The 26,462-nt window shown below is 35.3% G+C and carries 27 protein-coding genes; 12 read left to right on the top strand and 15 right to left on the bottom strand.

Features of this window, described 5'->3' with window-relative positions:
• Positions 1–29 precede the first annotated feature (29 nt).
• Together VB776_RS03705 and VB776_RS03700 are read left to right on the top strand one after the other, a co-directional pair.
• Positions 30–1,781, top strand: a complete 1,752-nt coding sequence (locus VB776_RS03705; protein ID WP_323326168.1) for an Ig-like domain repeat protein — start codon at positions 30–32, stop codon at positions 1,779–1,781.
• Between the two features lie 79 nt (positions 1,782–1,860).
• Entirely contained in the window at positions 1,861–2,409 is a 549-nt protein-coding gene (locus VB776_RS03700) for a hypothetical protein (protein WP_323326166.1), read from the top strand.
• 93 nt (positions 2,410–2,502) lie between these two features.
• On the opposite strand, the gene VB776_RS03695 is transcribed toward VB776_RS03700, so the two are convergent.
• Entirely contained in the window at positions 2,503–3,015 is a 513-nt protein-coding gene (locus VB776_RS03695; protein WP_323326164.1) for a hypothetical protein, read from the bottom strand.
• A gap of 241 nt (positions 3,016–3,256) precedes the next feature.
• Here VB776_RS03695 and VB776_RS03690 point away from each other — a divergent pair, with 241 nt between their 5' ends.
• Positions 3,257–4,042 (top strand): DUF3050 domain-containing protein, encoded by a 786-nt coding sequence (locus VB776_RS03690; RefSeq protein WP_323326162.1) that lies wholly within the window; start codon positions 3,257–3,259, stop codon positions 4,040–4,042.
• 327 nt (positions 4,043–4,369) lie between these two features.
• Here VB776_RS03690 and VB776_RS03685 read toward each other — a convergent pair whose 3' ends face one another.
• The 8 genes from VB776_RS03685 to VB776_RS03650 all read right to left on the bottom strand — a co-directional run bounded on the left by VB776_RS03685 (position 4,370) and on the right by VB776_RS03650 (position 10,912).
• Positions 4,370–5,365, bottom strand: a complete 996-nt coding sequence (locus VB776_RS03685; RefSeq protein ID WP_323326160.1) for an aldo/keto reductase — start codon at positions 5,363–5,365, stop codon at positions 4,370–4,372.
• Between the two features lie 42 nt (positions 5,366–5,407).
• The gene (locus VB776_RS03680; protein ID WP_323326158.1) at positions 5,408–6,517 is read right to left on the bottom strand and encodes an alkene reductase; all 1,110 of its coding nucleotides are present in this window, start codon (positions 6,515–6,517) and stop codon (positions 5,408–5,410) included.
• A gap of 89 nt (positions 6,518–6,606) precedes the next feature.
• On the bottom strand, positions 6,607–7,431 hold the full coding sequence (locus VB776_RS03675; RefSeq protein WP_323326156.1) for a type 1 glutamine amidotransferase domain-containing protein: 825 nt from the start codon (positions 7,429–7,431) through the stop codon (positions 6,607–6,609).
• A 38-nt stretch (positions 7,432–7,469) separates the two neighbouring features.
• A complete protein-coding gene (locus VB776_RS03670; protein WP_323326154.1) occupies positions 7,470–8,222 on the bottom strand; it encodes a putative quinol monooxygenase in 753 nt (250 codons plus the stop codon).
• A 37-nt stretch (positions 8,223–8,259) separates the two neighbouring features.
• A complete protein-coding gene (locus tag VB776_RS03665) occupies positions 8,260–8,559 on the bottom strand; it encodes a putative quinol monooxygenase (RefSeq protein WP_323326152.1) in 300 nt (99 codons plus the stop codon).
• 85 nt (positions 8,560–8,644) lie between these two features.
• Positions 8,645–9,316 (bottom strand): type 1 glutamine amidotransferase domain-containing protein, encoded by a 672-nt coding sequence (locus VB776_RS03660; protein ID WP_323326150.1) that lies wholly within the window; start codon positions 9,314–9,316, stop codon positions 8,645–8,647.
• A 284-nt stretch (positions 9,317–9,600) separates the two neighbouring features.
• The gene (locus tag VB776_RS03655; protein WP_323326148.1) at positions 9,601–10,161 is read right to left on the bottom strand and encodes a Crp/Fnr family transcriptional regulator; all 561 of its coding nucleotides are present in this window, start codon (positions 10,159–10,161) and stop codon (positions 9,601–9,603) included.
• Positions 10,162–10,465: 304 nt separating this feature from the next.
• Positions 10,466–10,912 (bottom strand): DoxX family protein, encoded by a 447-nt coding sequence (locus VB776_RS03650; protein WP_323326146.1) that lies wholly within the window; start codon positions 10,910–10,912, stop codon positions 10,466–10,468.
• Positions 10,913–11,077: 165 nt separating this feature from the next.
• On the opposite strand from VB776_RS03650, the gene VB776_RS03645 reads away from it, so the two are divergent.
• Genes VB776_RS03645 through VB776_RS03635 form a run of 3 tightly spaced genes read left to right on the top strand, consistent with a single transcriptional unit; the run spans position 11,078 to position 12,624 of the window.
• Positions 11,078–11,533: a YHS domain-containing (seleno)protein gene (locus VB776_RS03645; protein ID WP_323326144.1), complete on the top strand. Its 456-nt coding sequence runs from the start codon at positions 11,078–11,080 to the stop codon at positions 11,531–11,533.
• A gap of 4 nt (positions 11,534–11,537) precedes the next feature.
• Positions 11,538–11,933 carry a DoxX family protein gene (locus VB776_RS03640; protein WP_323326142.1) on the top strand — a complete coding sequence of 132 codons (396 nt, stop codon included), beginning with the start codon at positions 11,538–11,540 and terminating at the stop codon, positions 11,931–11,933.
• A gap of 7 nt (positions 11,934–11,940) precedes the next feature.
• Complete coding sequence (locus VB776_RS03635; RefSeq protein ID WP_323294971.1) at positions 11,941–12,624, top strand: Crp/Fnr family transcriptional regulator; 684 nt, start codon at positions 11,941–11,943, stop codon at positions 12,622–12,624.
• A 180-nt stretch (positions 12,625–12,804) separates the two neighbouring features.
• Here VB776_RS03635 and VB776_RS03630 read toward each other — a convergent pair whose 3' ends face one another.
• Positions 12,805–13,467, bottom strand: coding sequence for a LysE family translocator (locus VB776_RS03630; protein WP_323326140.1), 663 nt, complete (start codon positions 13,465–13,467; stop codon positions 12,805–12,807).
• Positions 13,468–13,614: 147 nt separating this feature from the next.
• Between VB776_RS03630 and VB776_RS03625 the strand changes: the two genes are divergently transcribed.
• Positions 13,615–13,998, top strand: a complete 384-nt coding sequence (locus VB776_RS03625; protein ID WP_323326138.1) for a RidA family protein — start codon at positions 13,615–13,617, stop codon at positions 13,996–13,998.
• A 143-nt stretch (positions 13,999–14,141) separates the two neighbouring features.
• Positions 14,142–14,453: a hypothetical protein gene (locus VB776_RS03620; protein WP_323326136.1), complete on the top strand. Its 312-nt coding sequence runs from the start codon at positions 14,142–14,144 to the stop codon at positions 14,451–14,453.
• A 122-nt stretch (positions 14,454–14,575) separates the two neighbouring features.
• On the opposite strand, the gene VB776_RS03615 is transcribed toward VB776_RS03620, so the two are convergent.
• The 3 genes from VB776_RS03615 to moaA form a co-directional block, all read right to left on the bottom strand.
• The gene (locus VB776_RS03615; RefSeq protein ID WP_323326134.1) at positions 14,576–15,031 is read right to left on the bottom strand and encodes a GNAT family N-acetyltransferase; all 456 of its coding nucleotides are present in this window, start codon (positions 15,029–15,031) and stop codon (positions 14,576–14,578) included.
• Between the two features lie 18 nt (positions 15,032–15,049).
• Positions 15,050–16,033, bottom strand: coding sequence for a bifunctional heptose 7-phosphate kinase/heptose 1-phosphate adenyltransferase (locus tag VB776_RS03610; RefSeq protein WP_323326132.1), 984 nt, complete (start codon positions 16,031–16,033; stop codon positions 15,050–15,052).
• A 217-nt stretch (positions 16,034–16,250) separates the two neighbouring features.
• Complete coding sequence (gene moaA / locus VB776_RS03605; RefSeq protein ID WP_323326130.1) at positions 16,251–17,234, bottom strand: GTP 3',8-cyclase MoaA; 984 nt, start codon at positions 17,232–17,234, stop codon at positions 16,251–16,253.
• Positions 17,235–17,371: 137 nt separating this feature from the next.
• Between moaA and VB776_RS03600 the strand changes: the two genes are divergently transcribed.
• Positions 17,372–17,614, top strand: coding sequence for a MoaD/ThiS family protein (locus tag VB776_RS03600; protein ID WP_323326128.1), 243 nt, complete (start codon positions 17,372–17,374; stop codon positions 17,612–17,614).
• Between the two features lie 48 nt (positions 17,615–17,662).
• Here the strand turns inward: VB776_RS03600 and VB776_RS03595 are convergent, their stop codons facing one another.
• Positions 17,663–18,208 (bottom strand): hypothetical protein, encoded by a 546-nt coding sequence (locus VB776_RS03595; protein WP_323326126.1) that lies wholly within the window; start codon positions 18,206–18,208, stop codon positions 17,663–17,665.
• A gap of 651 nt (positions 18,209–18,859) precedes the next feature.
• Between VB776_RS03595 and VB776_RS03590 the strand changes: the two genes are divergently transcribed.
• Complete coding sequence (locus tag VB776_RS03590) at positions 18,860–21,214, top strand: S9 family peptidase (RefSeq protein WP_323326123.1); 2,355 nt, start codon at positions 18,860–18,862, stop codon at positions 21,212–21,214.
• 172 nt (positions 21,215–21,386) lie between these two features.
• Here VB776_RS03590 and VB776_RS03585 read toward each other — a convergent pair whose 3' ends face one another.
• Positions 21,387–22,121 carry an NUDIX hydrolase gene (locus VB776_RS03585; protein WP_323326120.1) on the bottom strand — a complete coding sequence of 245 codons (735 nt, stop codon included), beginning with the start codon at positions 22,119–22,121 and terminating at the stop codon, positions 21,387–21,389.
• 102 nt (positions 22,122–22,223) lie between these two features.
• Between VB776_RS03585 and VB776_RS03580 the strand changes: the two genes are divergently transcribed.
• Together VB776_RS03580 and VB776_RS03575 are read left to right on the top strand one after the other, a co-directional pair.
• Positions 22,224–23,867 (top strand): carboxylesterase/lipase family protein, encoded by a 1,644-nt coding sequence (locus VB776_RS03580; protein ID WP_323326118.1) that lies wholly within the window; start codon positions 22,224–22,226, stop codon positions 23,865–23,867.
• Between the two features lie 416 nt (positions 23,868–24,283).
• Positions 24,284–26,176, top strand: coding sequence for an amidophosphoribosyltransferase (locus tag VB776_RS03575; protein ID WP_323326116.1), 1,893 nt, complete (start codon positions 24,284–24,286; stop codon positions 26,174–26,176).
• The last annotated feature ends 286 nt before the right edge of the window (positions 26,177–26,462 follow it).

Below are 26,462 nucleotides of genomic sequence, written 5' to 3'. Positions count from 1 at the left end.
CGTTATTTCTTAATCTAACAATTAAATCAATGAGACTTTTAAACATGAAAGCTACTCGAATTATTGCTTTGTTGCTCTCGATGGCAACGGTATTTCAAGCTTGTAAGGACGACACAGCAGAAGTGGTTCCTTTACCAACAATTTCAGTGTCAGGAACTTTGTCTGGTCTTCCAGGAGCAACAGTTCAATTAAAAGCGTCTATTAATGCCCCAGGTGGTGTAAAATCAGTTGTTGTTTTGAAAAATGGTGCTGCTTTTGATACAAAAACAGGAACAGGTGAAAAAACATTAGATTATACTAAAGACTATGTAATTGAAAACGTAGCGGCTGGTTCTGTTGTAAACTTTACAGTTCAAGTAACAGATCAATCAAACCAAGTTTCTGCTTTAACGACTATTCCAGTTACAGTAACAGCAGTTGCTGCACCAACAGTAGTAACAGTTCAAGGAAATCTTGAAGGAAATATCACTTGGACGGCTGATAAAATCTACAAATTAGTTGGTTTTGTACGTGTAGGTGAAGAAGCAGTTGCTGGTACAATCACCAAAACTGGTACTTTAACAATCCAACCGGGTACTATCATCATTGGTGACCGTGCTTCTAAAGGAACTTTGGTTATTCAAAGAGGTAGTAAAATCATTGCTGAAGGTACTGTATCTAAGCCTATCATCATGACATCTGAGCGTGCAGTGGGTGAACGTGAACCAGGTGACTGGGGTGGATTAGTAATCTGTGGACGTGCTGTAAACAACCTAGCTGCAAATGCAGCAGCTGGACTACCAAAAGGAAGCGGATTATTAGAAGGTGAATATGGTGGGTTCCACGGTGGAGCTGATAATGCTGATAACTCAGGAAGTTTAAAATATGTGCGTGTTGAATATGCAGGTATTCCAGTACAACCTAATGCAGAGGTTAACTCGTTCACTTTTGGTTCAGTAGGTGCTGGTACAACTTTAGAATATTTACAAGCTTCTTTTGGATTAGATGATTCATTTGAGTGGTTTGGTGGAAACGTAAACGCTAAATATTTAATTGCTTACAAAGGTTTAGATGATGATTTCGATGTTGATAATGGTTTCTCAGGAAATGTTCAATTTGGTATTGGTATCCGTGGTGCTACACAAGCAGATGTTTCTGGTTCAAATGGTTTTGAAGTAGATAACGACTCGCCTGGTTCTAACAACACTCCATTTACTTCTGGTATATTTGCTAATATGTCTATCATCGGGCCAAAAGGAAGCTCGGCAACAACGATTAGTTCATTGTTCCAAAATGGTATGCAGTTACGTCGTAACAACAAATTAAAAATTTATAATGCAGTTGTTACAGGTTATCCTTACGGAGTTTACATCGACAGTCAAAGAGGAGACGCAGAAGTAAATGCTTTGAATGGAGAATTAATCCTTAATAACATCGTGTTAGCAGGTGTTGACGGATGGGGAAGTACTGGTTTTGGAACAAGTGCTGTTTCTGATAATGAACAGATTCCTGCTGCTACACCAATTTTAATTGGTACTCAAAAGCCTTCTGCTTGGTTTGCTGCTCAAACAGGTAACAAAATCTTAGCAAATTCTTCAACAATTGGTTTAAGTGCTTCTTTGTGGTCAACAGGTCGCCCTACATTTACTTTAGGTGCTGGTTCAAGCTTAGTAGGTGTTAATTTACCAACTACTTTACCTACATTCTTTACAAGAACTACTTATGTTGGTGCATTCAACGATGTAGATTGGACAGCAGGTTGGTCAGAGTTTAACCCACAAGGTGTTTCTTACGTGAAATAATTTTTTTAGTACAAATAAAACTTCAGTCTGCATATTATACAATATCAGACTGAAGTTCTTTAAGATTACAATTACCAATATGAAAAATATCTTAATCATTCTTTCTGTTTTTGTATTACTGGCATCATGTAATTCAAAGAAAAATCAAGCCAGTAATTATTTTTCTACTCAAGAACAAGACACACTCCTAACCAACATCATTACTTATATCTATTCGCCTGCACCGGGGGCTAATAACAGTACCAAATTTGAAACAAAGTATAGAAGTTTCTACCAAAAAGCCTTACCATTTTTTAAAATCCAAGAATATTATCAAGCAGAAAACGGCTGGAACTATGTTTTCATTATTCGTCCAGTTTCATCAAGTCCAATTTTCAGAAGAGGAGTATTGGCAAAGTTTAAGCTAAAAGAAGGTTCGTTAAAACCAGAATTTTTCGAAGAAGTCATTAACACGCCTCATTTAAGAGAAGAGATTGTAGTAGAGCGAGGAGGTTTTTTATTTAAGGAATTGATTAAAAAGGGAAATGTAGATGAATACCTTTCCATGAAACAATATATTGAGTGGCCTGACGACCACCTACAATACAACAAAGCTACCCATGAGTGGGTAACAGTCAAGCCTTATTAAGGTTTTCTCCTCGCTTCGGCGGGGAGAAAGTCCGAAATGGATTTTCATATTGGTGTAATTATGCAAAAGCCGAAGCGTATCGCTTCGGCTTTTCTATTTTTTAGCTAAAGTATAATTGTATAATTCAGCAATTCTGAGAGTATTGAAAGGTGGAATTACTTCTTCCAACCTTGTTTGCCAATGGATGCTATTGAGTAATTCAACGAAATCTTGATTATCTGAATAGGCTTTTCTTAAATTTCTTTTTGATAAAGAAATCAATTCGCTATCAGCTTCTTTGCTGAAATAATAAAGTTGATTGGACATTTCATTACTGATATCTAAACGATAAACGTAAATGCCCTTTTTATTTAAAATTTCATAAGATTTATTACCCACAAATCGCCAGTCTTTTTCGCCTTTACGATAGCCAAAAGCATTTTTAAAATTATAGATTTTTGTAGAGCCATTTTTAACTTTTACACTGCTGTATCTTTCTTTAAAAACAACAGCATTAGTCGCAATAAGTTGTTCTTTTTCAAAGGCTTGGCTGTTTGGATAGACGCCGTCTTGAGCTTTGCTTTCTAAGTAACATAAGCAATAAAAAATACAATAGATTTTTTTCATAAAGAAATTGTTTTGTCTCTACACAAAAATCAGATTTACATATTACTTCATGATTAGCTTAATGTTAAATGAAAGTTATGAATATTAAGTTTTGTAATTTTGATATTGTATAGCTTATCAGAAGTGAGCTTACTTCTAAGATAAACTGCGATGCTAACACAACTTTTTGAATAAAAACGAGTTAGAATAAATCGGTATAACTCCTAAAATCGTACGTATTTAAACTCATAAAATAATAATAATGAATCCTAATATTTTAAAAATTCAATCGACAATTGAGCCAACTCGTCAACAAATTACTTCACACTCGGTTTATAAGTACATCCACGAATTAGAAGATTTACAACTTTTCATGCAAGACCACGTTTTTGCCGTTTGGGATTTTATGTCTTTGCTGAAAGGATTGCAGCGAAATCTTACTTGTGTGGATATTCCGTGGATTCCAGTGGGGAATGCTACCACTCGTTTTTTAATCAACGAAATTGTGATTGGTGAAGAAAGCGATAAAGACGAAGAAGGAAACGTGATGAGCCATTTTGAATTATACTTGAAAGCCATGCAACAATCTGGTGCGGCTACCGAGCAAATTGAAAATTTCATTACCTTACTTTCTCAAAAAGTAAGTGTTCAGGAAGCTTTGGCAAAAGTTGGCGTTTCAGAAAGTGTTCGTCAGTTTGTAGATTTTACTTTTGAAGTAATCAACACACAAAAACCGCACATCATGGCGGCAGTCTTTACTTTCGGTCGTGAAGATTTAATTCCTTCAATGTTCCTTTCGATGGTGAAAGATTTGAACCAAAGTATGCCAGAAAGCATTTCTATTTTCAATTATTATTTAGAAAGACACATCGAAGTAGATGGCGACCACCACAGTCATTTAGCCTTACAAATGGTAGAAGAATTGTGTGGCGACGATGCCGAAAAATGGGCAGAAGCAGAAGCCTATTCACTTCGTTCATTAGCATTACGAAACCAACTTTGGAATGGCGTAGAAGTAAAAATCAAAGAATTGGCTGAGAGTGTTTAGGAGAGGAATTATTAGTCATGTAATTTAACTCCTAAGGTTTATCTTGAATTAGATGGCTTTATCAAGTATAAACTTGCTGTTGGAAATTTTAAGTTTAGATTTTACAATAAAACTCTCCTTATTTATGGTATATGGTAACTAAACCCAATAGATAAGGAGAGTTTTATGATGATACATTGAAGAAAATGATGATTTTGTGCAGAGTATTGTTTCTTCTTTTATCCAAAGCGTTTTATTTTTCTAACTTATCGTTTTAAATAACTTCGGGAATGTGATATTCTTGATATTTTCTAAGATGAATTTATTTGAATAAAACTATTCAGGACATTATTGATTTAGACTAAGTTTAGCCAATTCAGTATTGATAAACTGCATTTCATCTGAACTGATAATAACTTCAATAGCTTTCGCATTACTTACTGCTTGTTCCTTATTTCTTGCTCCTGCTAATACAATTGAGATACCAAATTGAAGCGTTGTCCATCGCAATACTAATTGGGATAAAGAGACTTGTTTGTCTTTTGCAATCGGTTCAATACTTTCCAGAAAAGATTTTACTTTTTCGAGATTAAACTGTCCAAAATATCCATTTCTGTGGTCTTCCGACTTTAAAGATTCTCCATTAAAGAACTTTCCAGACAAAAGTCCTCGTTCCAGCGGACTATAAGCGATAATTCCAATTTCATTTTCGATAGCAGTAGGAATTACTTTCGACTCAATTCCTCTTTTTAACATACTGTAAGGCACTTGATTTGATGCTAAAGAGATACTTTTTTGTGCTTCAAGCATCTGTTGTGCTGTATAGTTACTTACGCCAGCAGCTAAAATTTTACCTTGTTCTATCAACCGTTGTAATGCCTCCATTGTTTCTTCGATAGGCGTGGTAGAGTCTGGCCAGTGTAATTGTAACAAGTCGATATAATCGGTTTTTAATCGCTGAAGGCTTTCTTCAACCTCTTTAATCACATTGGCTTTGGAGGCATACTTGTAAATAGGATAGGTTTTTCCTTCATGTTCCTGATTCCACATAAAGTCTCCTTTTTCTTTGTTGCTGCCATCCCAAACCATTCCGAATTTAGTAAGCAGTTGAATTTTTGAGCGGTCTAAATCTTTGATTGTTTCGCCGATTAATTCTTCACTAAAGCCAAATCCATAAAACGGAGCGGTATCTAATGTAGTAATACCATTATCAATAGAAGCAAGGATGGCTTCCTGTGCATCTTTTTTGACTGAACCTGCCCACATTGTACCTCCAATCGCAAAGCTTCCATAAGTAATGGCAGATAAATTCAAGTCTGTTTTTCCTAATTTTCTAAATTCCATGACCTTAAAATATGAATGTTTTAACTGTATTTTAATGATGATTTAAACAAATGCTGGTTCTTGATAGGTTTCCCAATCTGTATAACCATGAGTACCTAGTCCATAATACAAATCTCGATTTGGAGGCGTTAAAGGCCAATTGTTTTCTAAGCGTTCTACCAAATCAGGATTTGAAATAAATAGTTCTCCAAATCCTGCAATATCAATTGTCCCCGCATTGATGAGTTGCTCAGATTTCTCTCTGGTCATACTTCCTGCCAATATGATTGTACCTTTATACCATGAGCGAAAGCGTTCCAAAAATCCTTCTGGCAAGGCATGGCTACCTTTTGATTGTTGGTCCATCAAGTGAATATACACTACTTCTCTTTTTGCTAATTCGCTTGCGAGATATTGGTACGTTGCTTCAATTTCCTCATAATGTGGTAAATCACCGAGTCCACCATAAGGGGTTAATCTTACACCAACTTTATGCTTGCCGATGGCATCAATCGTTGCATCAACAATTTCAAGTAAAAAACGGGAACGATTTTCAATGCTACCCCCATATTCATCGGAGCGATTGTTAACAAAAGGGTTTAAAAATTGCTCAATCAAGTAGCCGTTTGCACCGTGTATTTCAATGCCGTCGAAACCTGCCTCTATAGCATTTTGGGCTGCTTTTACAAAATCGTTCACAATTTGTTTTACTTCTGTGCCTAAGAGTGCTTTTGGTTTTGAGGCAGGAACAAAACCTTCTACGCCATTTTCATCATATCCCCAAGCAAAAGTATTTTTTGCCTGAATGTCAGATGGACCAACTGGTGCGATGCCATTGGGCTGATTAGAAGTATGAGAGACTCTTCCCACATGCCATAGTTGCGTGAAGATTGTACTGCCTTTTTTATGCACTGCTTTAGTTACTTTTTTCCAACCTTCTACTTGTTCAGGAGTATATAAACCAGGAATGTACAAAACACCTTTTGCCGTATCTGAAATAGCAGTTCCTTCAGTAATGATTAGACCAGCACTTGCACGTTGTGCATAATACAAGGCATTATTTTCGTTTGGGATACCATCTACATTTCTTGCTCGTGTCATTGGAGCCATTGAAAGACGATTTTTGAGTTGCAAAGAACCAATTTGTGCTGGTTTAAAAATATCTATTTTCATGACTTTATTTTTTATAATTGAGTTTTGTTTTTTCTTCTGGAGACTCGTTGAGTTTCCAGAAGAAAATCTTTGTCAAACGACTATCCACCTTACTTTTTAATCAACCAACTTTCAACGGCTCTCGAAAAATCAGCTACATCAATAGGGTGTCTGCTGGTAATTAGGTTTCCGTCTGTTACAACAGGAGCTTCGATTACATTTCCGCCAGCATTTTTTAAATCAACTTGAATATTCCAATAACCCGTTAGTTTTTTCCCTTTCAAAATATCTGCCGAAGCCAGTACAACAGGAGCATGACAGATAGCGGCGATGAGTTTTCCTGATTTGTTGAAATCTTGAATAAATTTAATTACGTCTTTGTCATTACGTAAATTATCTGGATTCCATGCACCTCCCGGAATGAATACGGCATCATAATCATTTACTTTGATTTGGTCCGCTGTTTTGTCAAATTTTATCCAGCCTACGGGTTGAATATATTGAATAGCCATCACATGTGTTTTTGACATTTCAGGATAAGAAAGACCGAATCTTTCTGGTGCTGGATTATATTTTGGAGCAACAATTTCTACCTCTGCACCAAGTTCTTTAAAATACCATACGGGACCTGTTAATTCTATTTCTTCAAATCCGTCGGCTACGAGTACGGCAATTTTTTTTCCTTTCAACGCAGTCTTATTTTTTACAGGTGTGAAAAAGAATTCTCGTAAACCTTCATTGCCAGGTGCATTCAATAATTGACTAACAGGCATATTTACAACAGCAGACTGAGTGGATAATTTATTAATTATCGCTAACTCATTTGATTGATTTGTGTTCATTGTTTTAGCGTTTTGTTTAGTTTGAGCAATAGTATTTGATACGGCAAGTAAAGTGAATATACTTGCAACGATGAGTTGATATGTTGTTTTCATTGTTTTAAAAATTAAAAGTAAATGATGATTTTCTTGAATTATTGACGAGTTAATGGAGTAAATTCAATAAGCGTATGAAGTCCCTCCTGAAATGGTTGTTTTTTGATACTTGTATCTAGGAAATCAATTACAGGTTGAATAGGAGGAAAATTAAGATGATACTGAAATGCCTCCTTGCTTCTAAATTTTTCAAACGTTACAAATTGAGATTTATCGTTCTCTAATTGCGATAATTGGTAGGTTACTACGCCAAGTTCGCTTCGAAATTGTGGCATCGCCTGATGGTAAACCTTTTTGAATTTGGATTCTGTCCCCTTTTTCGCATCAACAAAGAGCATAATAGTCAATTGATTATCGCCTAAACTACTGGTCTTTCGCCATTGATTTTTTGAAATTGGTTCTATGTCTTTTACATAAATCTCTTTTTCAGGCTCAACTAAAGCAGTTTTTGATAGTTCCTTTATGGCTTTCGTACTGATATTAGCTTTTGTGAAAGCCTCTTTTGTGTTCCATCTTTCAAATAACCACAAGGTACTTGGCACATTTTCTTCAAAATATCCCTCTGCCATAATGTTAGCATCCGTTGAAAGGGATAATTTGACATAATCACTAATCAGTTTTTTTAACTGCTCAACATATTCTTGCTTCACTTGAAAGCGAGTTATTTTAGCTATTTCTTCACTTTTTTGATTTGATTTTTGTCCAAAAACAGTTTGACCGAAAGTCAAAAAAGTACAAGCTATCAACACAAGAGTTTTCACTTGGCTGGATATATTGTGTGTCGTTTTCATTGTTTCAATAAATTTTATACAATGATGATGTAATATTTTACAAGATTTGATGGGTCAAATAAACCTCTCTGTTTGCCAAAAGCGGTACAATTTTGCTGACAACAATACTTTGGAAATGCTCTGAATTTCTATGTTCGTTCAATGCACTCTCATCTTTATACGCTTCTGATAATAGTAAGATGTTTGGCTCTGTTTGGCTTTGATGAACATTATAAAACAGATTGCCAGACTCTAATCTACTTTTTTCGGCAACTTCATTTAAAAGTTCTAATACGTTTGGCAATTGGTTTTCTGAAACCTGCCATTTAGCGAATACAAAAATTATAGTTGAGTTCATGTCTTTACAATTTTAAGTTCTTTGGAAATATGATATGGAAAATAGTCCTTGCTCTGGTTTGAATAATAAGAGCAAGGACATTAACTTAGGCAGCCAAAATAGCAATCATTTTTTCGGCAACACCTTTGGCGGAAGCTGGATTTTGACCAGTTACAATGTGGCCGTCGGCGATACTATTGGCTGACCAAGGTTCGGCAGCATGGAAGATAGCCCCTTGCTCAGTTAGTGCTGTTTGAAGGTCGAATGGCACATCTGGGCGAGCATAATTATCTTCTTCTGCTGTGGTAAACGAAGCAATATTTTTACCGTTTACCAAATAGCTTCCGTCACTCAATTTTACATTTAGTAAAGAAACTGGACCGTGACACACAGCACCTACTACTGCACCACGTTCATAAGTATCAGCAATTACTTTTTTCAATAAAGGTTCTTCAACCATATCTACCATTGGTGCTAAACCTCCAGGAACGAAAATTGCCTCATATTGGCTTACATCAACGTCTGATAATTTTGCGGCTTTTTGCATTTTAGCCCAACCATCACCTACTAGGAAAGCCAAATTGTCAGGGTCGTCAGCCAGGGACAAAGCATCTAAATATGGCGTGTCGCCTGTTAATGTGGCAAAATCAATTTGGTAGCCAGCTCTCTTAAATTCGGCATAAGGATGAGCTATTTCAGGTAAAAATGTTCCTGTTCTTCTATTGTTGGGGCCGATTGCATTGGCATTTGAAGCGATGATTAATACTTTAGTTTCCATGACTTTAAATAGTTTAATTGTTACATCTTGATTTTTAAAAGAACTTCATCTTGAGCGCTCGGTATTGATTTTGTTCTGATTTCTGATGTAAAATTACAAGGTGTATGCCTCCGAATAGAAGGAAGTAAATCACTTTGTTTGTGTGATTTAAATCACACAAAATGCCCTGCGGACAGTCATATTTTTGACAGTACCGCAGGGCATTTTGTGACGGATGAAATTGCAGTTTGAAAACTATGGACTACAAGTATTACATTTAAAAGGGAGACAGAAGTTAGATTTTATTATTGATACAAACGGCTGAGGGTTTCTCGGCTCACGCCCAAAAACTCTGCGATTAATTTTTTAGGTATTTGTTGCATGAGGTTGGGGTAAAGTCTTGCAAATTCTTCATAACGCTGTTGCGGCGTTCCCGACAATAAAAGCTTGATTCTTAATTGTAGTGCCACATAGCCATTGGTTAGTTTAACCCTGAAAAAATGCTCCATTTTATGAAAAGTTGCTGAAAGCTTTTCTCTATTTTGTAGAGTTAGACATAACACTTCTCCTTCTACCAAACATTCTATGTACATAGTTGCATCTTTCTGTTTGAAGAAAGAAGGGTAATCAGACATCCACCAATTTTCTTGAGCAAATTGTAAAATATACTCTTTCTCTTGTCCGTCAATATAAAAGACTTTATAAATCCCCGATAGCACAAAGAATTCGTGTTTTACCTCGTCACCTTCGCTGAGAAGGTACTGTCCTTTTCTAACTCTTTTGACTGTAAAGTGCGTTTTGATTTCTTCAAACTCCTCATCATTAATAGGAGCAATATGTTGAATATGTGTTCGTAATTTTTCCATGTAATATAAATTCATCTTTTACAAATATAATCGAATTCCAATAACAAATTGGAAATAGAAAGATAGATGAATACTTGTAACCTAAGTAATGTGAGGTAATATGATGTTTATTAAAATTACGAATATTAGAGGTATTTATGAGGTACAGCGAAAGGAATAGAATTAGGTTAATCCCTGTAAAAAACAAAATCGGTATTGATTCGTTTCAATACCGATTTACAGAATATTGTTAATCATTCAAGTAGCTTTTTACAATATTTTACCAAAACATGAATGATTAATACGTGTTTTCAAATCCCAAAAATCACTTCATTTTATAAGCTGGATGATTTTTTACGTACTCATCAAAGGAAAATTTGCCAGAGCCAATCAGCCAAAATACACAGAGTAAAACCAACACTACAATCGACAACCAAAGCTCAGAATTGACGAAAGTAAAACCATTTCTGATGTTAGCAAAAAATACTGCTACAAACAAAATCGGTACTTGGAAAGCCGCCGCCAGTCGGGTAAGGCAACCCAAAGTAATCAACAATCCTCCGACCAAATGGGCAAAGGCTACATAATGCACCGCCACGAAAGTCCAAGCATTAAAATGCAGTCCTTCTACGAGCGTCGAGAGATAGGAAGTATCGCCGATAAAGCTCATTCCCTTGAAAAATAGCAACAACCCCAAGCCAATCCGAACAATGTCAAGCCACGCTGGATGATGTCTATCACCCCAATTTTCTATGCTTTCAATAGTAGTCATTTTGATAATTGTTTAGTTTATTGAATTTATGACAAAAATATAATATTGTCAATATTTTGTTGAATTATTTTGTGTAAAATATAAAAGTTATGAAATGGTAATTTGGATGACAATTTGTGGACTGAGAAATGTCAAAATTTGTATTGTAATCAAACCCTAACACAAATGAAAATTCTCATTATTTTATTCAGTATCATTAGTTTAAATGTTTTTTCACAAGACATAAACACGAGAAAAAAACACTTCTTAATAGAAAAAGGAGTAGCACTAAGTAGCTACGATGCCGTAGCTTATTTTCAAGGAAAACCACAAAAAGGCAAAAAAGAGTACACTTACACACAAGAGGGTATTACTTATCAATTTGCATCAGCTAGCAATCTTGAAATCTTCAAAAAAAATCCTTCAAAATACGAAGCTCAGTACGGCGGTTGGTGTGCTTATGCGATGGGAAGTAAAGGCGAAAAAATAGAAGTTGACCCCGAAACCTTTAAAATCGTCAACGGGAAATTATACTTGTTTTATCATACTTTTTTTAGCAATACGCTTAACGATTGGAACAAAGACGAAGCCAATCTAAAAGCTAAAGCAGATATTAATTGGGAAAAAATAATCAAAAAATAAAGCCATGACCAGTCAAAAAATCTATATTACTTGGACAGCCCAAATCATCGCAGCGGTGATTTTAGCCCAAACACTTTTCTTCAAATTTTCGGGTGCAGCCGAAAGCGTAGCCTTGTTTAGTAAATTGGGCGTTGAGCCATTCGGTCGCTATGGGGCAGGCGTAACCGAACTTTTAGTAGTGATACTGTTACTAACGCCACGCAAAGCTTGGGTAGGAGCATTTTTAGGAATGGGAGTGATGTTGGGTGCTATTTTGGCACATCTCACAGTTTTGGGAATTGAGAGCGACGGAGATGGAGGATATTTGTTTATCTTAGCATTGGTTACTTTCTTTTGCTGTTCGGTAGTGGCATACATTCGCAAAGGAGATATTTTTGCCTTTTTTTATACTTTAACCTAAGATTGCAATGCAAGAAGAAGCAAAATATTGGTACTTACACGACCACCAATTGTTCTCGGTTTTAAGCCGTGAAGAAAACCGTGCTTTGTGTTTGATTCCGAATTTTAAGACGGTTAAAAAAAATGAAATTCTTTACTTTTCGCATGATGACGAGCAAAGACTTTATACTATCAAAAGCGGAACGCTAAAAATTATTTCGGTGGATGCAGAAGGTAATGAAACAGTAAAAGAGATTTTGCGTTCGGGGGATTTGTTCGGACAATACACTTTTGATGAAATGAATGAAAACGAAGACGAGTACGCCGTTGCCGTTTCCGACAAAGTAGTGATTTGTAGTTTCAAGCAAAATGATTTTGAAAATATCGTAAAAAGAAATCCTCAATTAGCCATTCGTTATACCAAATTGGTGGGTTTTAAACTCAAGCGAATTTCTAATAATTATACCAATCTGATGTTCAAAGATGTAAGAACAAGGTTTGCTTTGTTCTTGAAAGATTGGGCAATGAAAGAAGGAAACGGACAAACAAAAAATATTGTGGTGAAAAATTATCTTACCCATAACGACATCGCAGGATTGATTTGCAGTACCCGCCAAACCGTTACTTTACTGTTTAATGAACTCAAAAATGCAGGCTTGATAGATTATACTCGTAGCGAAATTATCGTGAAAGATGTACATCAATTAGCTTGAAGTTTTACTTAGGGATTAGTAAATGGTGATTAGGGTTTGATTACCAGTATTTTAAAAGTATTCATTTAAAATTCAATAATTCCTCAAATAATGTTGGCAACTCTTGCAGTTGCCGTTTCAAGTATGGCAACTGCAAGAGTTGCCACTACACTTTCAAAATAAGATTTTTTATCACCCCCCTCAGTTCATTAATAAATTTACCAATTGTAATAAAGCCAATCCAATAAAAATACAAGCGATGAGTTTATTGAGCCTTTCGTCGTTGAGGTATTTAAAAATAAGATTTCGTTTCCAATTCGCCAGAAAAGCATAAGTATAAACCAACAAAAATGTACCTGTGCCAGCACCTAATACAAAGCTGATTTTTTCAATGGAAGAAGTAATTTTTAACCAATCGTATTTGTCATAAGAAAGTAAAACTACCACCCAAAATGGCAAAAGAGCAGGATTGAAGAGCGATAAAGAAATGCCTTTGACAAAAGAAAAAAATGGATTGTTTAGCGATACTTTTTCGTATTCAATATTGGCTTGTTTTTGGAAAAAAGTAAAAATGCCTACTCCGAAAAGTAAGCCGATAATTACTCTTTGCATCCAAAATTCAACTTTAGGATATTGATCAAAAATCATTAAACCTTCGATGGCTAAATATGCGTAGGTACTTTCGCAAAGTACTCCTCCGAAAGCTACCCAAAGGGCAATTTTAATGTTTTTTTGTAGCGTACTATGTACGACATAAACACTCAGCGGTCCGGGCGGAATGGTAGCAATGTAACTAATGGACGCAGTAATGAAATAGATAATAAAGGTTTTCAAAGCGTGATGATTTGGAGATTTCTTTGGCAAGTTATCTTTAAAATACTTGATACTGAGCAATCTCCACGACAAATTTTAGATAAATACTCTTTGGCATTCTCAAAATTGAATACAAAACCTTTAGTATTTCAATTTGCTAAAATTATCTTTGTGCCTTAACCAAAAAATAATCACAAAATGTCAAGACAAAATATCCTTACAGGGTCACCGTGGGAAGACAAAATGGGCTATTGCCGTGCCGTAAGAATCGGAAATATTATTGAAGTATCAGGAACAGTTGCCATTGTTGATGGTGAAAATGTAAAGGCCGACGACGCTTTTGCACAAACCAATAACATCATTGAAAGAATTGCGAAAGTATTAGAAGAAGCTGGTTCAAGCTTGAACGATGTAGTAAGAACAAGAATTTTTACGACAGATATTACACAGTTTGATAATATTGCGAAAGCTCACGGAGCATTTTTTGGAGCAATTAAGCCAACTACAGGAATTTACGAAATCAGTAAATTGGTTTCTCCAGATTACTTAGTAGAAATTGAATTTACAGCGATTGCTCAGTAATTTTCTTTGAAATGAAGACATAAAAAAAGCCTCAATGAAAATTGGGGCTTTTTGCTTTTTGGAAGCGTATGATATGAAAACGTTGAACGTTTATAAAAAGTTTTACGTTTGAAAAATAGTTGAATTATTTTTCATTAATATTTATGAAACAACAAACTATTTATGAAGTAGCCGTAATTCCGATTGGTTCGCTGAATACAATTCGTGAAAAAGAAACGGTTTTAAGCTATTTTTCTAACCTCAGTAAATGTTTAGACCAAGTAATTGCGTCTTTGGTAATCAATGGTTGGGAAAGTAAAATTAATTATACGGCAGTGTATAGAAGTTTGAAAGAGAAAGGAAAGTACGTAGCCGAATTTAGAATTGCGAGTAATAAAATTTTCAAAATTGTCATCACCCCCAGAACCATTAATCCGTCTTTGACGATGCTTGGGATTGAAGAAAAACCTTCTTAATTGTGAGTTTTGAATTATGAGATGTTATTTGTCGAAAGATTTTAATTAAACCAGCTTTTAGCATTTTTATGTGAAAATGAAATTTGAAAGAAAGTTTGAAGTACTATTTCATAATTCAAAACTCATAATTTCCCATAGGGATTCACCGCTTTTATCTGCATAAAATGTTCGGGTTTATCTAATGGTTCAAAGCCGAATTGAGCGTACAAACCGTGGGCATCCCAAGTGGCGAGTACCCATCTGCGTAAATTTTGTAAATCGGGATGTTGCAGCACGCTTTCAACCAAAAATTTAGAAAGTCCATTTCCTCGGTATTCTTCCAACACAAAAACGTCTGACAAGTAAGCAAAAGTAGCCAAATCGCTGGTGACTCTACAAAAACCAATTTGCGTTAATGTATTTTCTTGTTGATGATAAACACCAAAAGCAATCGAATGAGCAATAGAACGCTGAACGATTTCCACAGGAATATCTTTCGCCCAATAAGAGCGATTAGCAAGGTAATCATGAATCACGTCAATTTGTAATTTTGATTTATCCGTCGAAATCAAAAAATCACCTTTTTGTACTTCAAACATTATAGGAAGATTTTAGGCTTATTTTTCTAAATGTAAAATTGCTTCTTTTTCTAATAAAGCTTTATTAATTGGCACAACGCCCAAAGATTCACAAACCAAACCACCGCCCAAATTGGACAAACCCGCTACTAATTCTGGCGATAAACCCAATGCTACACAACAAGCGGCAATCGAAATCACAGTATCTCCCGCTCCAGAAACGTCCGCAATTTTACGAACATGGGCAGGGAAATGTTTTTTTTCGTTGTTGAAATCAATGTAAACACCACGCTCGGAAAGCGTAATAAAAGCACCTTTTAATTGAAGTGCATTTTTCAACTGACTCACTGCATTTTCTAATTCTTCGCTTTTCTTTACATCAAAACTGATGTCCAAGCCTTCACGTAATTCTTTCAAATTGGGTTTGAAAAGCGTAGCTTGTTGATAATGCAAAAAGTTTCGTTTTTTAGGGTCAACTACGGTTGGAATATTGTGCGTATTGGCAAAATCAATGATGTCGGCAATGAGCGGTTTTGAAAGAACGCCTTTGTCGTAATCTTCAAAAATAATGACATTCGCTTCTTTTGCAAGTTCCTTTATTTTTTGACTCAATAGCTGATTTTCAGATTCGTTAATCAAAGCGTCGGTTTCGGTGTCAATGCGTACAATTTGCTGAGAACCAGCAATGATTCGCTCTTTCACAGTCGTAATTCTGGTTTCAGACTGAATGATGCCTTCGGTAGATAGACCTCGTTCTTGCAAAAGTTTGATTAAATCATTTCCATAAGTGTCGTTCCCGACCACCGAGCAAATGATGGCTTCTGCTCCCAAACTTTGTACATTCATTACCACATTTCCCGCACCGCCCAAACGTACTTCACGCTTGAGTACATTGACCACCGGAACAGGAGCTTCTGGCGAAATACGTTCTACTTTTCCCCAAGTATAAGAGTCGAGCATTACGTCGCCAACGATAAGAACTTTAAGCTGATTAAATTGATTGAAGATTTCAGAAATTGTCATAAAAAGATAGATTCAAAAATGGGCTAACATCTGTTTCACAAAACAAAATTAACGCATTTTTAGAAGTATTAGTCTAAAAACCTCCTTTCAAGGAAGTTACTTGAATGAAATAGACGAGATTATTTAAAACTCATAAAGAGTACTTTACAAAGTATTTGCTAAAATTTCCGAAATCAGAAATCACAAATCCGAAATACTACTGATTCAAAACTCTTACTTATCCCCCAATCGTAGTCATAGATTCTGTAATAATACTTTTGCGATTGCGTTCGGCTTCAAAACCGTCTTTTGGGCGTTGTTTGAAAACGTTGATAAATGTATTTTTCAATTCTTCATCAGAAATACCATTTCTCAATAAATCTCTGATATTCAGTACGCCGTCGTCGTAAAGACACGTTTTTAAATCGCCTGTTGCAGTCAGACGAATACGATTACAAGTGCCACAGAAAGTACGTGAAAAAGCAGCAATTACACCGATATTGCCTTGATAATTTGGAATTTGATAATTATAAGAAGTAGAATTCGGAGCATCAACCAATTTTTGTAAATCAGGATATTTACTTCTAATCTCTGCTAAAATACGAGGAGCGTTCCAGTTCAGTTTTGGATAATGCGAACCTTCGCCGTTGAAGGGCATTTCTTCAATAAAACGAATCGAAACTTTATTATCTTTTGTAAGTTCTGTTAATGGAATTATGTCTTGGGTATTTTGTCCGTCCATTACCACAGCATTTACTTTTACTTCAAAACCTGCGTCTAATAACTGAAAAAGTGTTTGATAAACTTTGTCGAATTCGTCTCTTCTAGCGATTTCAAAAAAGCGTTTTTTATCTAAAGTATCCAAACTTAGATTAACAGAACGCACGCCCATTTCTTTCATTTGGCGAATGTACTGTCCCGTCAGAATACCGTTTGTGGTAATATTGAGTTCAGTAATGCCTTCAATTTCAGAAAGCTGATACATGAAATCAATCATGTTATGTCGAACAAAAGGTTCTCCGCCAGTAATCCGAACTTTAGAAATGCCTAATTCAGACAAAACCGAAACTGTTCGAAGCATTTCTTCATAAGTCATCAATTTTGATTTATGTAAATACTTCACACCCGCTTCTGGCATACAATAGAAGCAACGCAAATTACAACGGTCAGTCACTGCCAAACGTAAATACGTAATTGGCCGACCATGATTATCGTAAATCAAGTTTTGAGTGTTCTGTTTTTTGTTTTGAGTTATCACGTCTAAATTCGTTTCTTTGTTGAACAAATTTAAGTAAATAACTGTAGTGAATGCAAAAACATTCAATTGTTGTGGCTTAAAATTAATATTTAGAAAGTAATATGAAGTACGGCATCAATCTTTTTGGTATTACCAAGGAAATAATTGGAAATACTTATATTGAAATAGACATGGAGAAAGAGGCAAATGCGGGGCAATTGCTGGAAAGGCTAAAGAATGATTATCCGAAACTGAAAACGATTAAATCGTTATTGCTTGCAGTGAACAGCGAATATGCTGAGAAAGATTTGATTTTACATTTCAGAGATGAGATTGCATTGATTCCGCCAGTAAGTGGTGGTTAAAAAGAAAAAACCTTTGATTTCGCAATTGGAAATCAAAGGTTTTGAAAATTAAATACCATTAGAAGAAGATCTAACTGAGGCGGCATTCAAGGTTTTAATTTTTCTTTCATAACGATTGATAATTTCACGCTTCTGGTTGGCATAAATCCTGCGTTCTTTTACAATTCTGTTAGTTAAAACCTTAATCGTTTTTTCTTGTTTTTTGATATGAGTATTAAGTGAACTCACTTGAGTTTCATATCCTTCAATTTTTTTCTGCGTTTCAACTTTAAACGCTTTGAATTCTTCAACTTTCAAATCTACATCTTTGAAAAGGCTTAAAACTTTCAAAGAATCTTTTTTGTAGTTGTTTCTGATGTTGCCAATTTCTACAAAATAAGAACGATATTTGTTTTCTTGGGCAAGTAATTCTTCTGAGAGTGTTAATGTTTTGGCTCTTAAATCTCGTACTTCAACTTGTGAACGTTTGAAGTTTTCATTGAGCCGACTTTTCGAACTGTCGAGCTCATTGTACTTTTTACTTGTCACGCAAGAAGATTGAGTTAAGATAAGAGAAATTAATACTACAGAGGCGGGGATGATACTTTTTTTCATGATTTTTAAAATGGCGATAATTTAGGTTAAAAACATTACTCATAAAAATGATAATGAGAGATTAAAAATAGTTTTGTAAATAAAGAAGTTAAAAAAGCCAGTAAACATCAAAAGATATTTAGCGATTATTATAAGCGATGGTACTTGTACAATGTTTTTACTACTTTAGTAGAGACTGATAATATCAATATTAAGATGTAATTATTTATTTAAGTGGTTGATTTATAGTTATTAAAATTATTATTTGTTGTCTTTTGGTAATGATTTTGAAAAAGAGTAACACTTGCAAAATAAACAATTTTTAATTGATACACCAAAGAAGTTTATGAAAATAGGACATATTTGGTCATTACTAAAGATTGAGCTTGTTTTAACGCATGGTAAAATTACAGAATAACTTTTTTTAAATTATCCATTACTATATGGCTTAAATATGATACATTCTTCTTTGTTACGAACCTGAGCATACGCAGATAAAATTTAAAACACATAATTGTGTATGGATTTCTTGAAATTTTACGGATATTATCTATCTGAAGGGATTTTAATCGAGAAACAATTTTCAGCTTAATATACTATTGTTGGTTTATTTGAATAGATAAGCATAAGTATTTTGTAATAAACTTTACACTTTCAACACTTCGTGACGATATGGATATTTGTGAAAATGACGGTTACCAAACACCGCCTAAAGTAATTGCCGATTTAGTTACGGCAAGCCCAACACCAAGTGTAAGTGTGGATTCAAAAGGAGAATGGATGGTTTTGCTTCAGCGTGCAGCACAGCCTTCTATTGCACAATTAGCAGAACCTGAACTTCGATTGGCTGGTTTGAGAATTAATCCTGCTAATAATGGTCCAAGCCGAACGACTTATTTTGTAGGGATTCGATTAAGAAAAGTAGTAGGGAAAGAAGAAATATCTATCAAAGGTTTGCCCGAAAAACCTTTATTGAACTATGCAAGTTGGTCGCCAGATGAATCTAAAATTGCATTTTGTCATTCAAGTCCTGAAAAAATAGAACTTTGGGTGCTTGATATTGAAACAGCAACGGCTAAAAAAGTTTCTGATTTAGCAATGAATGCTGTTTTTGGGCATCCATACTCTTGGCTTTCGGATGGAAAATCTTTATTGGCGAAAATACTTGTTCCAAACCGAGGAAATCCACCGCAGAAAAATGCAGTACCGACAGGTCCAACAATTCTTGAAAATTTAGGAAAAACAAATCCTAGTAGAACCTACCAAGATTTACTAAAGAATGAAAGTGACGAAAGGCTTTTCGAATTTTACGCCACCGCTGAACTGGTAATAATCAGTTTGGAAGGAACAGTGAAAAAAATTGTTGAAGCAAGTATTATTCAATCGGCGAGTAGTTCGCCCGATGGGCAGTACCTTTTGGTAAAAACTATCCAAAGACCGTTTTCATACCTTGTTCCTTACAGCCGTTTTCCACTAAAAATAGATGTGCTAAACATTAATGGAACATTTATCAGAACGTTGGCGGATAATCCTTTGATTGAAAATATTCCGATTTCGTTTGATGCTGTTCAAAAAGAACCACGTGGCTTTAATTGGCGACATGATACTCCTGCTACTGTTTATTGGGTAGAAGCACAAGACGAAGGCGACCCTAGAAATGAAGTAGCAGTTCGAGATAAAGTAATAAGTTTGAGTTCGCCTTTTACAGGAGAAATCAAAACCATTGCTGAAACTGGGTCTCGCTATGCAGGAATTATTTGGGCAAACGAAAATTTGGCTTTAATCGATGAATATTGGCATAAAACCAGAAGAGTAATTACCAAAATTATTGACCCAAGTGGAGAGAAAGAAGCGGTTGTTTTATTCGACCGTTCTTCTGAAGACAAATACAATGAACCGGGAAGTCCATCAACGAAAAAAAATCAGTATGGACGATTGGTCATGGATTTGCAAAAAGATAATTCCGTATTTATGACGGGCGATGGGGCATCGGCTGAAGGCGATAGACCTTTTGTAGATATTCTGAACCTTGCGACTAAGGAGACAAATCGACTTTGGCGTTCGGAAGCACCATTTTATGAACGACCGATTGCTATTCTTGATAATGAAAAACACATTATTCTGACTATCAGAGAATCTAAACAAGAGAACCCAAATTACTTTATTCGAGATTTAAAGCAACAGAATAGTACACAAATTACTTTTTTTCCACATCCATATCCAGCTTTAAAAGGTGTTGAAAAACAAGTATTAAAATACAAACGTCACGATGGAGTGGAGTTAACAGCGAATCTTTATTTACCCGCTGATTATCAAAAAGAGCAAGGTGCTTTGCCATGTTTGTTAGAAGCTTACCCTTTAGAATTTAAGGACAAAAGTAATGCAGGACAAATTTCAGGCTCGCCTTATGAATTTACTTCTATTTATTGGGGTTCACCAATATTTTGGGTGACGCAAGGTTTTGCGATTTTAGAAGGAACGTCTATTCCAATAGTTGGTGAAGGAACTACCGAACCCAATGATACTTACCTAGAACAATTGGTAGCTGGTGCAAAAGCTGCTATCGACGAAGGTGCGAAATTAGGAGTAGTTGACCCGAATAGAGTAGGGGTCATGGGGCATTCTTATGGTGGATTTATGGTGGCAAATTTATTGTCGCATTCTAATTTGTTTAAAGCTGGAATTGCTAGAAGTGGGGCTTATAATCGAACTTTAACACCTTTTGGTTTTCAAGGCGAAGAACGTACTTTTTGGCAAACGCCCGAAACATATCATAAAATGTCGCCCTTCAATTATGCTGATAAAATGAAAACGCCTTTATTGTTAATTCATGGCGAAGCTGATAATAATACGGGTACTTTTCCTATTCAGTCAGAGCGATATTATAATGCTTTAAAAGGTTTGGGTGCAACAGTACGTTATGTACAATTACCTTACGAAAGCCACGGATATCAAGCCAAAGAATCTATTTTGCACATGCTTTGGGAGATGGATACTTGGCTGGATACTTATGTGAAAGAAGGATAGAAAGAATAATTAGAAAATACTAATACTTGGAATGGAGTAGTTGGTTTTAGTATAAAACTTGTAGCGGCAATCCCTTGCGGTTGCCGTTCGTTTTACAATATAATTATACAGCGAACGGTAACCGCAAGGGTTACCGCTACAAATAGTTTCCGTTTATTAGTAGAATAACGTCCTATTTAATAAAACTATACAAAAATGGTGCTTTGTGCGATTTGCCCAAAAACTGTTTTTCGTGCCGTTTCAAAATTTCCAAACCAAGTATTTGTCTTTGAAACGTAGTTCTACGGATATTTTCTCCTAAAATCGCTTCATATACTTGTTGGTATTGTTTCATCGTGAATTTTTCAGGTAATAAATTCGCTCCAACCAATTTTTTATTGATATTTCCACGAAGTGTTTCCAAAGCTTTCTGCACCATTTCGTGATGGTCGAGCATCAACGGCGGTAATTCATTGATTGGATACCATTCACAACTATCAGATAATTCGTCGGGCTTAGGTTTTACTTCATTAAAATTGATTAAAGCATAATATCCTACCGAAATAAAACGCTCCAAAAGCCAGTGGTTTTCTCCAGCTTTCAAATGCCCATTACTCAACATAATTTTTTCAATCGTTGCAGGAATGTATCTTTCCAAAGACCCGAAAGTGTGAAATTGCTCTAAATAGATGTTTTCTAAACCAGTTCTATCGAATAAACCCCTTCTTACGGCATCGTCAAGACTTTCATTTTCCTTCACAAATCCACCCGGTAAAGCAAATAATTTGGTATTACTATAGCCAGAAATTAAAATTTTTAAAGTTGTGCCATCAAAGCCAAAAATGACTGAATCATAGGCGATATGAGCTAAAAAGCCAGATTCTTTAGCTGTTTTTGCATACTTTGAAGGAATTGGATTTTCTGACATTTTAAAAAATAATAAGATTTAATTGTATTTTTCTGTAATTCACTTTAATATTGTCACAAATTGAGACAATAGATTCAATCTTTCGTAAAACTAACAAATAAAATGAAATTTAACATCAGATTACTCATCTTACTCTGTGCATTGACGACGCTCAATATTACCGCACAAGCACAAAAAAATGGTTATGTATTGCCCATTCAAGTCAAAACCGTCAATGGAATTGTTGAAGGAGAATTTGATGTGCGTTCAAATATCCATACTTTCAAAGGTATTCCTTATGCACAACCACCCGTTGGTGATTTGAGATGGAAAGAACCACAACCCGTAAAAAACTGGACTGGGGTTTTAGAAACTAAGCAATTTGGACCGAAAGCCGTTCAACCAGCAATTTTTGGCGATATGGGTTTTAGAAGTAATGGGATGAGCGAAGACTGTTTGTATTTGAATGTTTGGACGCCAAAAGTAAAAACGCAGGAAAAAATGCCAGTATTGGTCTATTTTTATGGCGGTGGTTTTATCGCAGGCGATGGTTCTGAACCACGTTATGACGGCGAAAGTATGTCGAAAAAAGGAATTGTAACAGTTACTTTAAATTATAGATTGGGCATATTTAGCTTTTTCTCGCATCCAGAATTAACGAAAGAATCTCCGAACAAAGCTTCAGGAAATTATGGTTATTTAGACCAAAGCGCTGCTTTGAGATGGGTAAAAGCAAATATTGCAAACTTTGGTGGAGACCCAAACAAAATCACGATTGCAGGTGAATCAGCAGGTTCTGTTTCTGTAAGTGCACAAATGGTTTCGCCATTATCAAGAAATTTAATTGCTGGTGCGATTGGCGAAAGTGGTGGATTGGTTTTCCCAACATTGGCAGCGGTTTCATTGCAAGAAGGTGAAAAAACAGGAACTTCATTTGCACAAAAAGCGGGTGTAAATTCTTTGAAAGAATTACGTGCGATGAGTACTTATGAAATTTATCAGAAAATGATGGAATTTGGCGTTTGGAATTTCAAATCAACACTTGATGGTTACTTTTTACCAAAAACGCTTCCTGAAGTTTATGCAAGTAAAGAACATGCCAATGTTCCATTATTAGTAGGTTGGAATTCGGAAGAAATGAATTACAAAGCTTTGACAAAAGGCAAAGAAGCTACTCCAGAAGTTTATACAAATACTGTAAAAGAACTTTATGGTGAAAAAGCAGAGGAAGTATTAAAATTATATCCAGTAGGAACAGGCGAAGAAACAGAACAATCGGCAACTGCTTTGGCTGGCGATCGTTTTATCGCTTATTCAACTTGGAAATGGTTTGATGCACATCGTAAAAATAGCAATCAACCAGTTTATCGTTACTTTTATGCACATCAAAGACCCGATATGAAAGCCCAAGATGTTGAAGCAGCATTGGCGGGTGGTGTTGTAAAAAGAGACAAAAATGCTCCAAAACCGCAAAAACCTAAAGGTGCAGTTCATTCGGCTGAAATTGAATATGCCATGGGAAATTTAGCGGGCAATACAATTTATGATTGGAATGAAGACGATTATAAAGTATCGCAAACGATGCAAAATTATTTTGCGAACTTTATCAAAACAGGTAATCCAAATGGAGCAGGTTTAGAAAATTGGCCAGTAGCGAAAGACGAAGCCAATCCAGATGTGATGATTATTAAAGTACAATCAAAAGCAATTAAAACTCCGAATGATAATCGTTACTTATTTTTAGATAAAGAATATCAAAAGAAATAAAATAAGTAAGTAATCAATCCGTCTCGGTCATGACCGAGACGGATTTTTATTTTAAACAGTAATCTTATTTTTTACAAAAATCTAATACTCTGACATCTTTGGTAATCTTCAAATCCTAATTCACCAAGTCTTGAAAATTAAGTATTAAATACTAATACTTCAACTTAATCTAAAAATAATTACAAGCAGAGAAAATGTGAGAAAAAATACTGTTAATGAATCTCTAAAATTTGCTTTTTTCAAAGTTATATCTGTAATTTTGCTTACAGAAAAATAACCCATCTTTAATTTTTTTTTAATCTGAGATTTATTGCGAATTCTTACCAAAACCATTTGACATTTAATACATTGGTTTAGGGAACTTTATTTTCCAAAAAATAGGTTCTAATAATTCAAAAAAAAATATAATTAAAGTCATGTCTGACGCAATTAAACACGAGTGCGGGATAGCGCTAATCCGTCTTCGGAAAGACTATCAGTATTATATCAACAAATACAACACGCCATTGTACGGTTTGAACAAATTGTATTTGATGATGGAAAAACAGGTAAACCGAGGACAAGACGGTGCAGGAGTAGCCAACATCAAAATTGATGTTCCTCCAGGTCATCGTTATATCAGTCGCTATCGTTCTGTTGAACAAAATGCTGTACCTGATATTTTTGGAAAGATTTACAAGAAATTCCGAAAAGCTCTCAAGGACAACAAAGACAAAGCTAAAGATGCTCATTGGATTCAAGAAAATGTGGCTTTTTCTGGCGAGGTATTTTTAGGACACCTTCGCTACGGAACACACGGACAGAATGAAATTGAGAACTGTCATCCAATGCTCAGACAAAGTAACTGGAGAAGTAGAAACTTAGTAATGGCTGGAAATTTCAACATGACAAATGTTGAAGAGTTATTCGACAAACTTGTTTCGCTTGGTCAGCATCCTAAAGAAAAAGTGGATACTGTAACGGTAATGGAGAAAATCGGTCATTTTTTAGACGAAGAAAACCAACGCCAATTCGAGTACTTCAAAAGCGAATATCATAATCCAGAATTATCGGATATTATTCAAGAAAATATTGATTTACAAAGAGTTCTACAACGTTCTTGCCGTGATTTTGATGGTGGATACGCCATGTGTGGAATGACTGGATATGGTGCAGCTTTTGTAGCTCGTGACCCCGCAGGAATCAGACCAGCATTTTATTATGCAGATGATGAAGTAGTAGTTGTAGCTTCAGAAAAACAAGCTATCAAAACAAGCTTCAATTGTAATTATGATGATATTAAAGAAGTGCAACCAGGACACGCTTTAATTATCAATAAAAATGGAGATTACTCTGAAAAGCAATTCATTGAACCCATCGAAAGAAAATCTTGTAGTTTCGAACGTATCTATTTCTCAAGAGCTTCTGATCCAGATATTTATGCTGAACGCAAGCAATTAGGTCGTTTAGTGATTCCGCAAGTACTTCAAGAAGTTAGTTTCGACCTTAAAAATACGGTATTTTCTTACATTCCGAACACTGCTGAAACTGCCTTTTTGGGTATGATAGAAGGCTTGGAAGATTATCTTGCCAAAGAACGTAAGAAGGCAATTATGGAAGGTGTTTTATTTGAAAAAGACCTTGAAGATTTGCTTACTTTCCGTCCAAGAGTTGAGAAATTGATTTCTAAAGATGTTAAATTAAGAACATTTATCACCAACGATGCCGACCGTAACGATATGGTGGCTCATGTTTATGATACTACTTTTGAAGTAATCAAAAAAGGAGTTGATAATGTAGTTTTGATTGATGACTCAATTGTGCGTGGAACTACTTTAGAACGTTCTATCGTGAGGTTATTAGATAAATTAGGACCAAAGAAAATCGTTATCGTTTCGTCTGCTCCGCAAATTCGTTATCCTGATTGTTATGGTATAGATATGTCTCGTATGAAAGAATTTGTAGCTTTCCGTGCGGCTTATCAATTACTGATTGAAAGAAATATGGATGATGTGTTAGAAGAAACTTTAGGACGTTGTTTGGCTGCGATAGAATTAGGAACTGCTCATAAAGAGAACTTTGTAAAAGCTATCTATGAGCCATTTACTACCGAAGAGATTTCTGATAAAATCGCTGAATTAGTAAAACCTAAAGACTTGAAGGCTGAATTAGCAATTGTTTATCAAACAGTTGATAGTTTAAATAAAGCTTGTCCGAACGATACAGGCGACTGGTATTTCACAGGAAATTATCCAACACCAGGAGGTAACAAAGTAGTAAACACTGCTTTTGTAAACTTTATGAAAGGTGTTGAAATGAGAGCTTACTAAGAGTGCTGAATTAGGAGTGCTGAGTTTGGAGTTTATAATTACTCAGAACCCAATACTCTTCTCATAAAATAAAAAACGACTTGCCGAAGAATATTTGGCAAGTCGTTTTTATTTATGAGGTTTATACCTAAAAATGGATGATTCTATGGACAATAACCAGTCTATTCTGGCTTCCCTTTAATCTTGTAAATATTTAATAATCAATATATTACCAATAAAATAACCCCGGGAAAGTGTCAATACTGGCAATTTTCGGGGTTTTTCTGTATTTTGTTTCTGCTAAAAA

The organism is Arcicella gelida (assembly GCF_034931025.1).
Taxonomy (GTDB): domain Bacteria; phylum Bacteroidota; class Bacteroidia; order Cytophagales; family Spirosomataceae; genus Arcicella; species Arcicella gelida.
This window is presented reverse-complemented; position numbering and strand designations above follow the sequence as displayed.

Excerpts from the sequence above, each read along its gene's own strand:
- VB776_RS03705 (WP_323326168.1), top strand. The coding sequence starts at position 30 with ATGAGACTTTTAAACATGAAAGCTACTCGAATTATTGCTTTGTTGCTC.
- VB776_RS03700 (WP_323326166.1), top strand. The coding sequence starts at position 1,861 with ATGAAAAATATCTTAATCATTCTTTCTGTTTTTGTATTACTGGCATCA.
- VB776_RS03695 (WP_323326164.1), bottom strand. The coding sequence starts at position 3,015 with ATGAAAAAAATCTATTGTATTTTTTATTGCTTATGTTACTTAGAAAGC.
- VB776_RS03690 (WP_323326162.1), top strand. The coding sequence starts at position 3,257 with ATGAATCCTAATATTTTAAAAATTCAATCGACAATTGAGCCAACTCGT.
- VB776_RS03685 (WP_323326160.1), bottom strand. The coding sequence starts at position 5,365 with ATGGAATTTAGAAAATTAGGAAAAACAGACTTGAATTTATCTGCCATT.
- VB776_RS03680 (WP_323326158.1), bottom strand. The coding sequence starts at position 6,517 with ATGAAAATAGATATTTTTAAACCAGCACAAATTGGTTCTTTGCAACTC.
- VB776_RS03675 (WP_323326156.1), bottom strand. The coding sequence starts at position 7,431 with ATGAAAACAACATATCAACTCATCGTTGCAAGTATATTCACTTTACTT.
- VB776_RS03670 (WP_323326154.1), bottom strand. The coding sequence starts at position 8,222 with ATGAAAACGACACACAATATATCCAGCCAAGTGAAAACTCTTGTGTTG.
- VB776_RS03665 (WP_323326152.1), bottom strand. The coding sequence starts at position 8,559 with ATGAACTCAACTATAATTTTTGTATTCGCTAAATGGCAGGTTTCAGAA.
- VB776_RS03660 (WP_323326150.1), bottom strand. The coding sequence starts at position 9,316 with ATGGAAACTAAAGTATTAATCATCGCTTCAAATGCCAATGCAATCGGC.
- VB776_RS03655 (WP_323326148.1), bottom strand. The coding sequence starts at position 10,161 with ATGGAAAAATTACGAACACATATTCAACATATTGCTCCTATTAATGAT.
- VB776_RS03650 (WP_323326146.1), bottom strand. The coding sequence starts at position 10,912 with ATGACTACTATTGAAAGCATAGAAAATTGGGGTGATAGACATCATCCA.
- VB776_RS03645 (WP_323326144.1), top strand. The coding sequence starts at position 11,078 with ATGAAAATTCTCATTATTTTATTCAGTATCATTAGTTTAAATGTTTTT.
- VB776_RS03640 (WP_323326142.1), top strand. The coding sequence starts at position 11,538 with ATGACCAGTCAAAAAATCTATATTACTTGGACAGCCCAAATCATCGCA.
- VB776_RS03635 (WP_323294971.1), top strand. The coding sequence starts at position 11,941 with ATGCAAGAAGAAGCAAAATATTGGTACTTACACGACCACCAATTGTTC.
- VB776_RS03625 (WP_323326138.1), top strand. The coding sequence starts at position 13,615 with ATGTCAAGACAAAATATCCTTACAGGGTCACCGTGGGAAGACAAAATG.
- VB776_RS03620 (WP_323326136.1), top strand. The coding sequence starts at position 14,142 with ATGAAACAACAAACTATTTATGAAGTAGCCGTAATTCCGATTGGTTCG.
- VB776_RS03615 (WP_323326134.1), bottom strand. The coding sequence starts at position 15,031 with ATGTTTGAAGTACAAAAAGGTGATTTTTTGATTTCGACGGATAAATCA.
- VB776_RS03610 (WP_323326132.1), bottom strand. The coding sequence starts at position 16,033 with ATGACAATTTCTGAAATCTTCAATCAATTTAATCAGCTTAAAGTTCTT.
- VB776_RS03600 (WP_323326128.1), top strand. The coding sequence starts at position 17,372 with ATGAAGTACGGCATCAATCTTTTTGGTATTACCAAGGAAATAATTGGA.
- VB776_RS03595 (WP_323326126.1), bottom strand. The coding sequence starts at position 18,208 with ATGAAAAAAAGTATCATCCCCGCCTCTGTAGTATTAATTTCTCTTATC.
- VB776_RS03590 (WP_323326123.1), top strand. The coding sequence starts at position 18,860 with ATGGATATTTGTGAAAATGACGGTTACCAAACACCGCCTAAAGTAATT.
- VB776_RS03585 (WP_323326120.1), bottom strand. The coding sequence starts at position 22,121 with ATGTCAGAAAATCCAATTCCTTCAAAGTATGCAAAAACAGCTAAAGAA.
- VB776_RS03580 (WP_323326118.1), top strand. The coding sequence starts at position 22,224 with ATGAAATTTAACATCAGATTACTCATCTTACTCTGTGCATTGACGACG.
- VB776_RS03575 (WP_323326116.1), top strand. The coding sequence starts at position 24,284 with ATGTCTGACGCAATTAAACACGAGTGCGGGATAGCGCTAATCCGTCTT.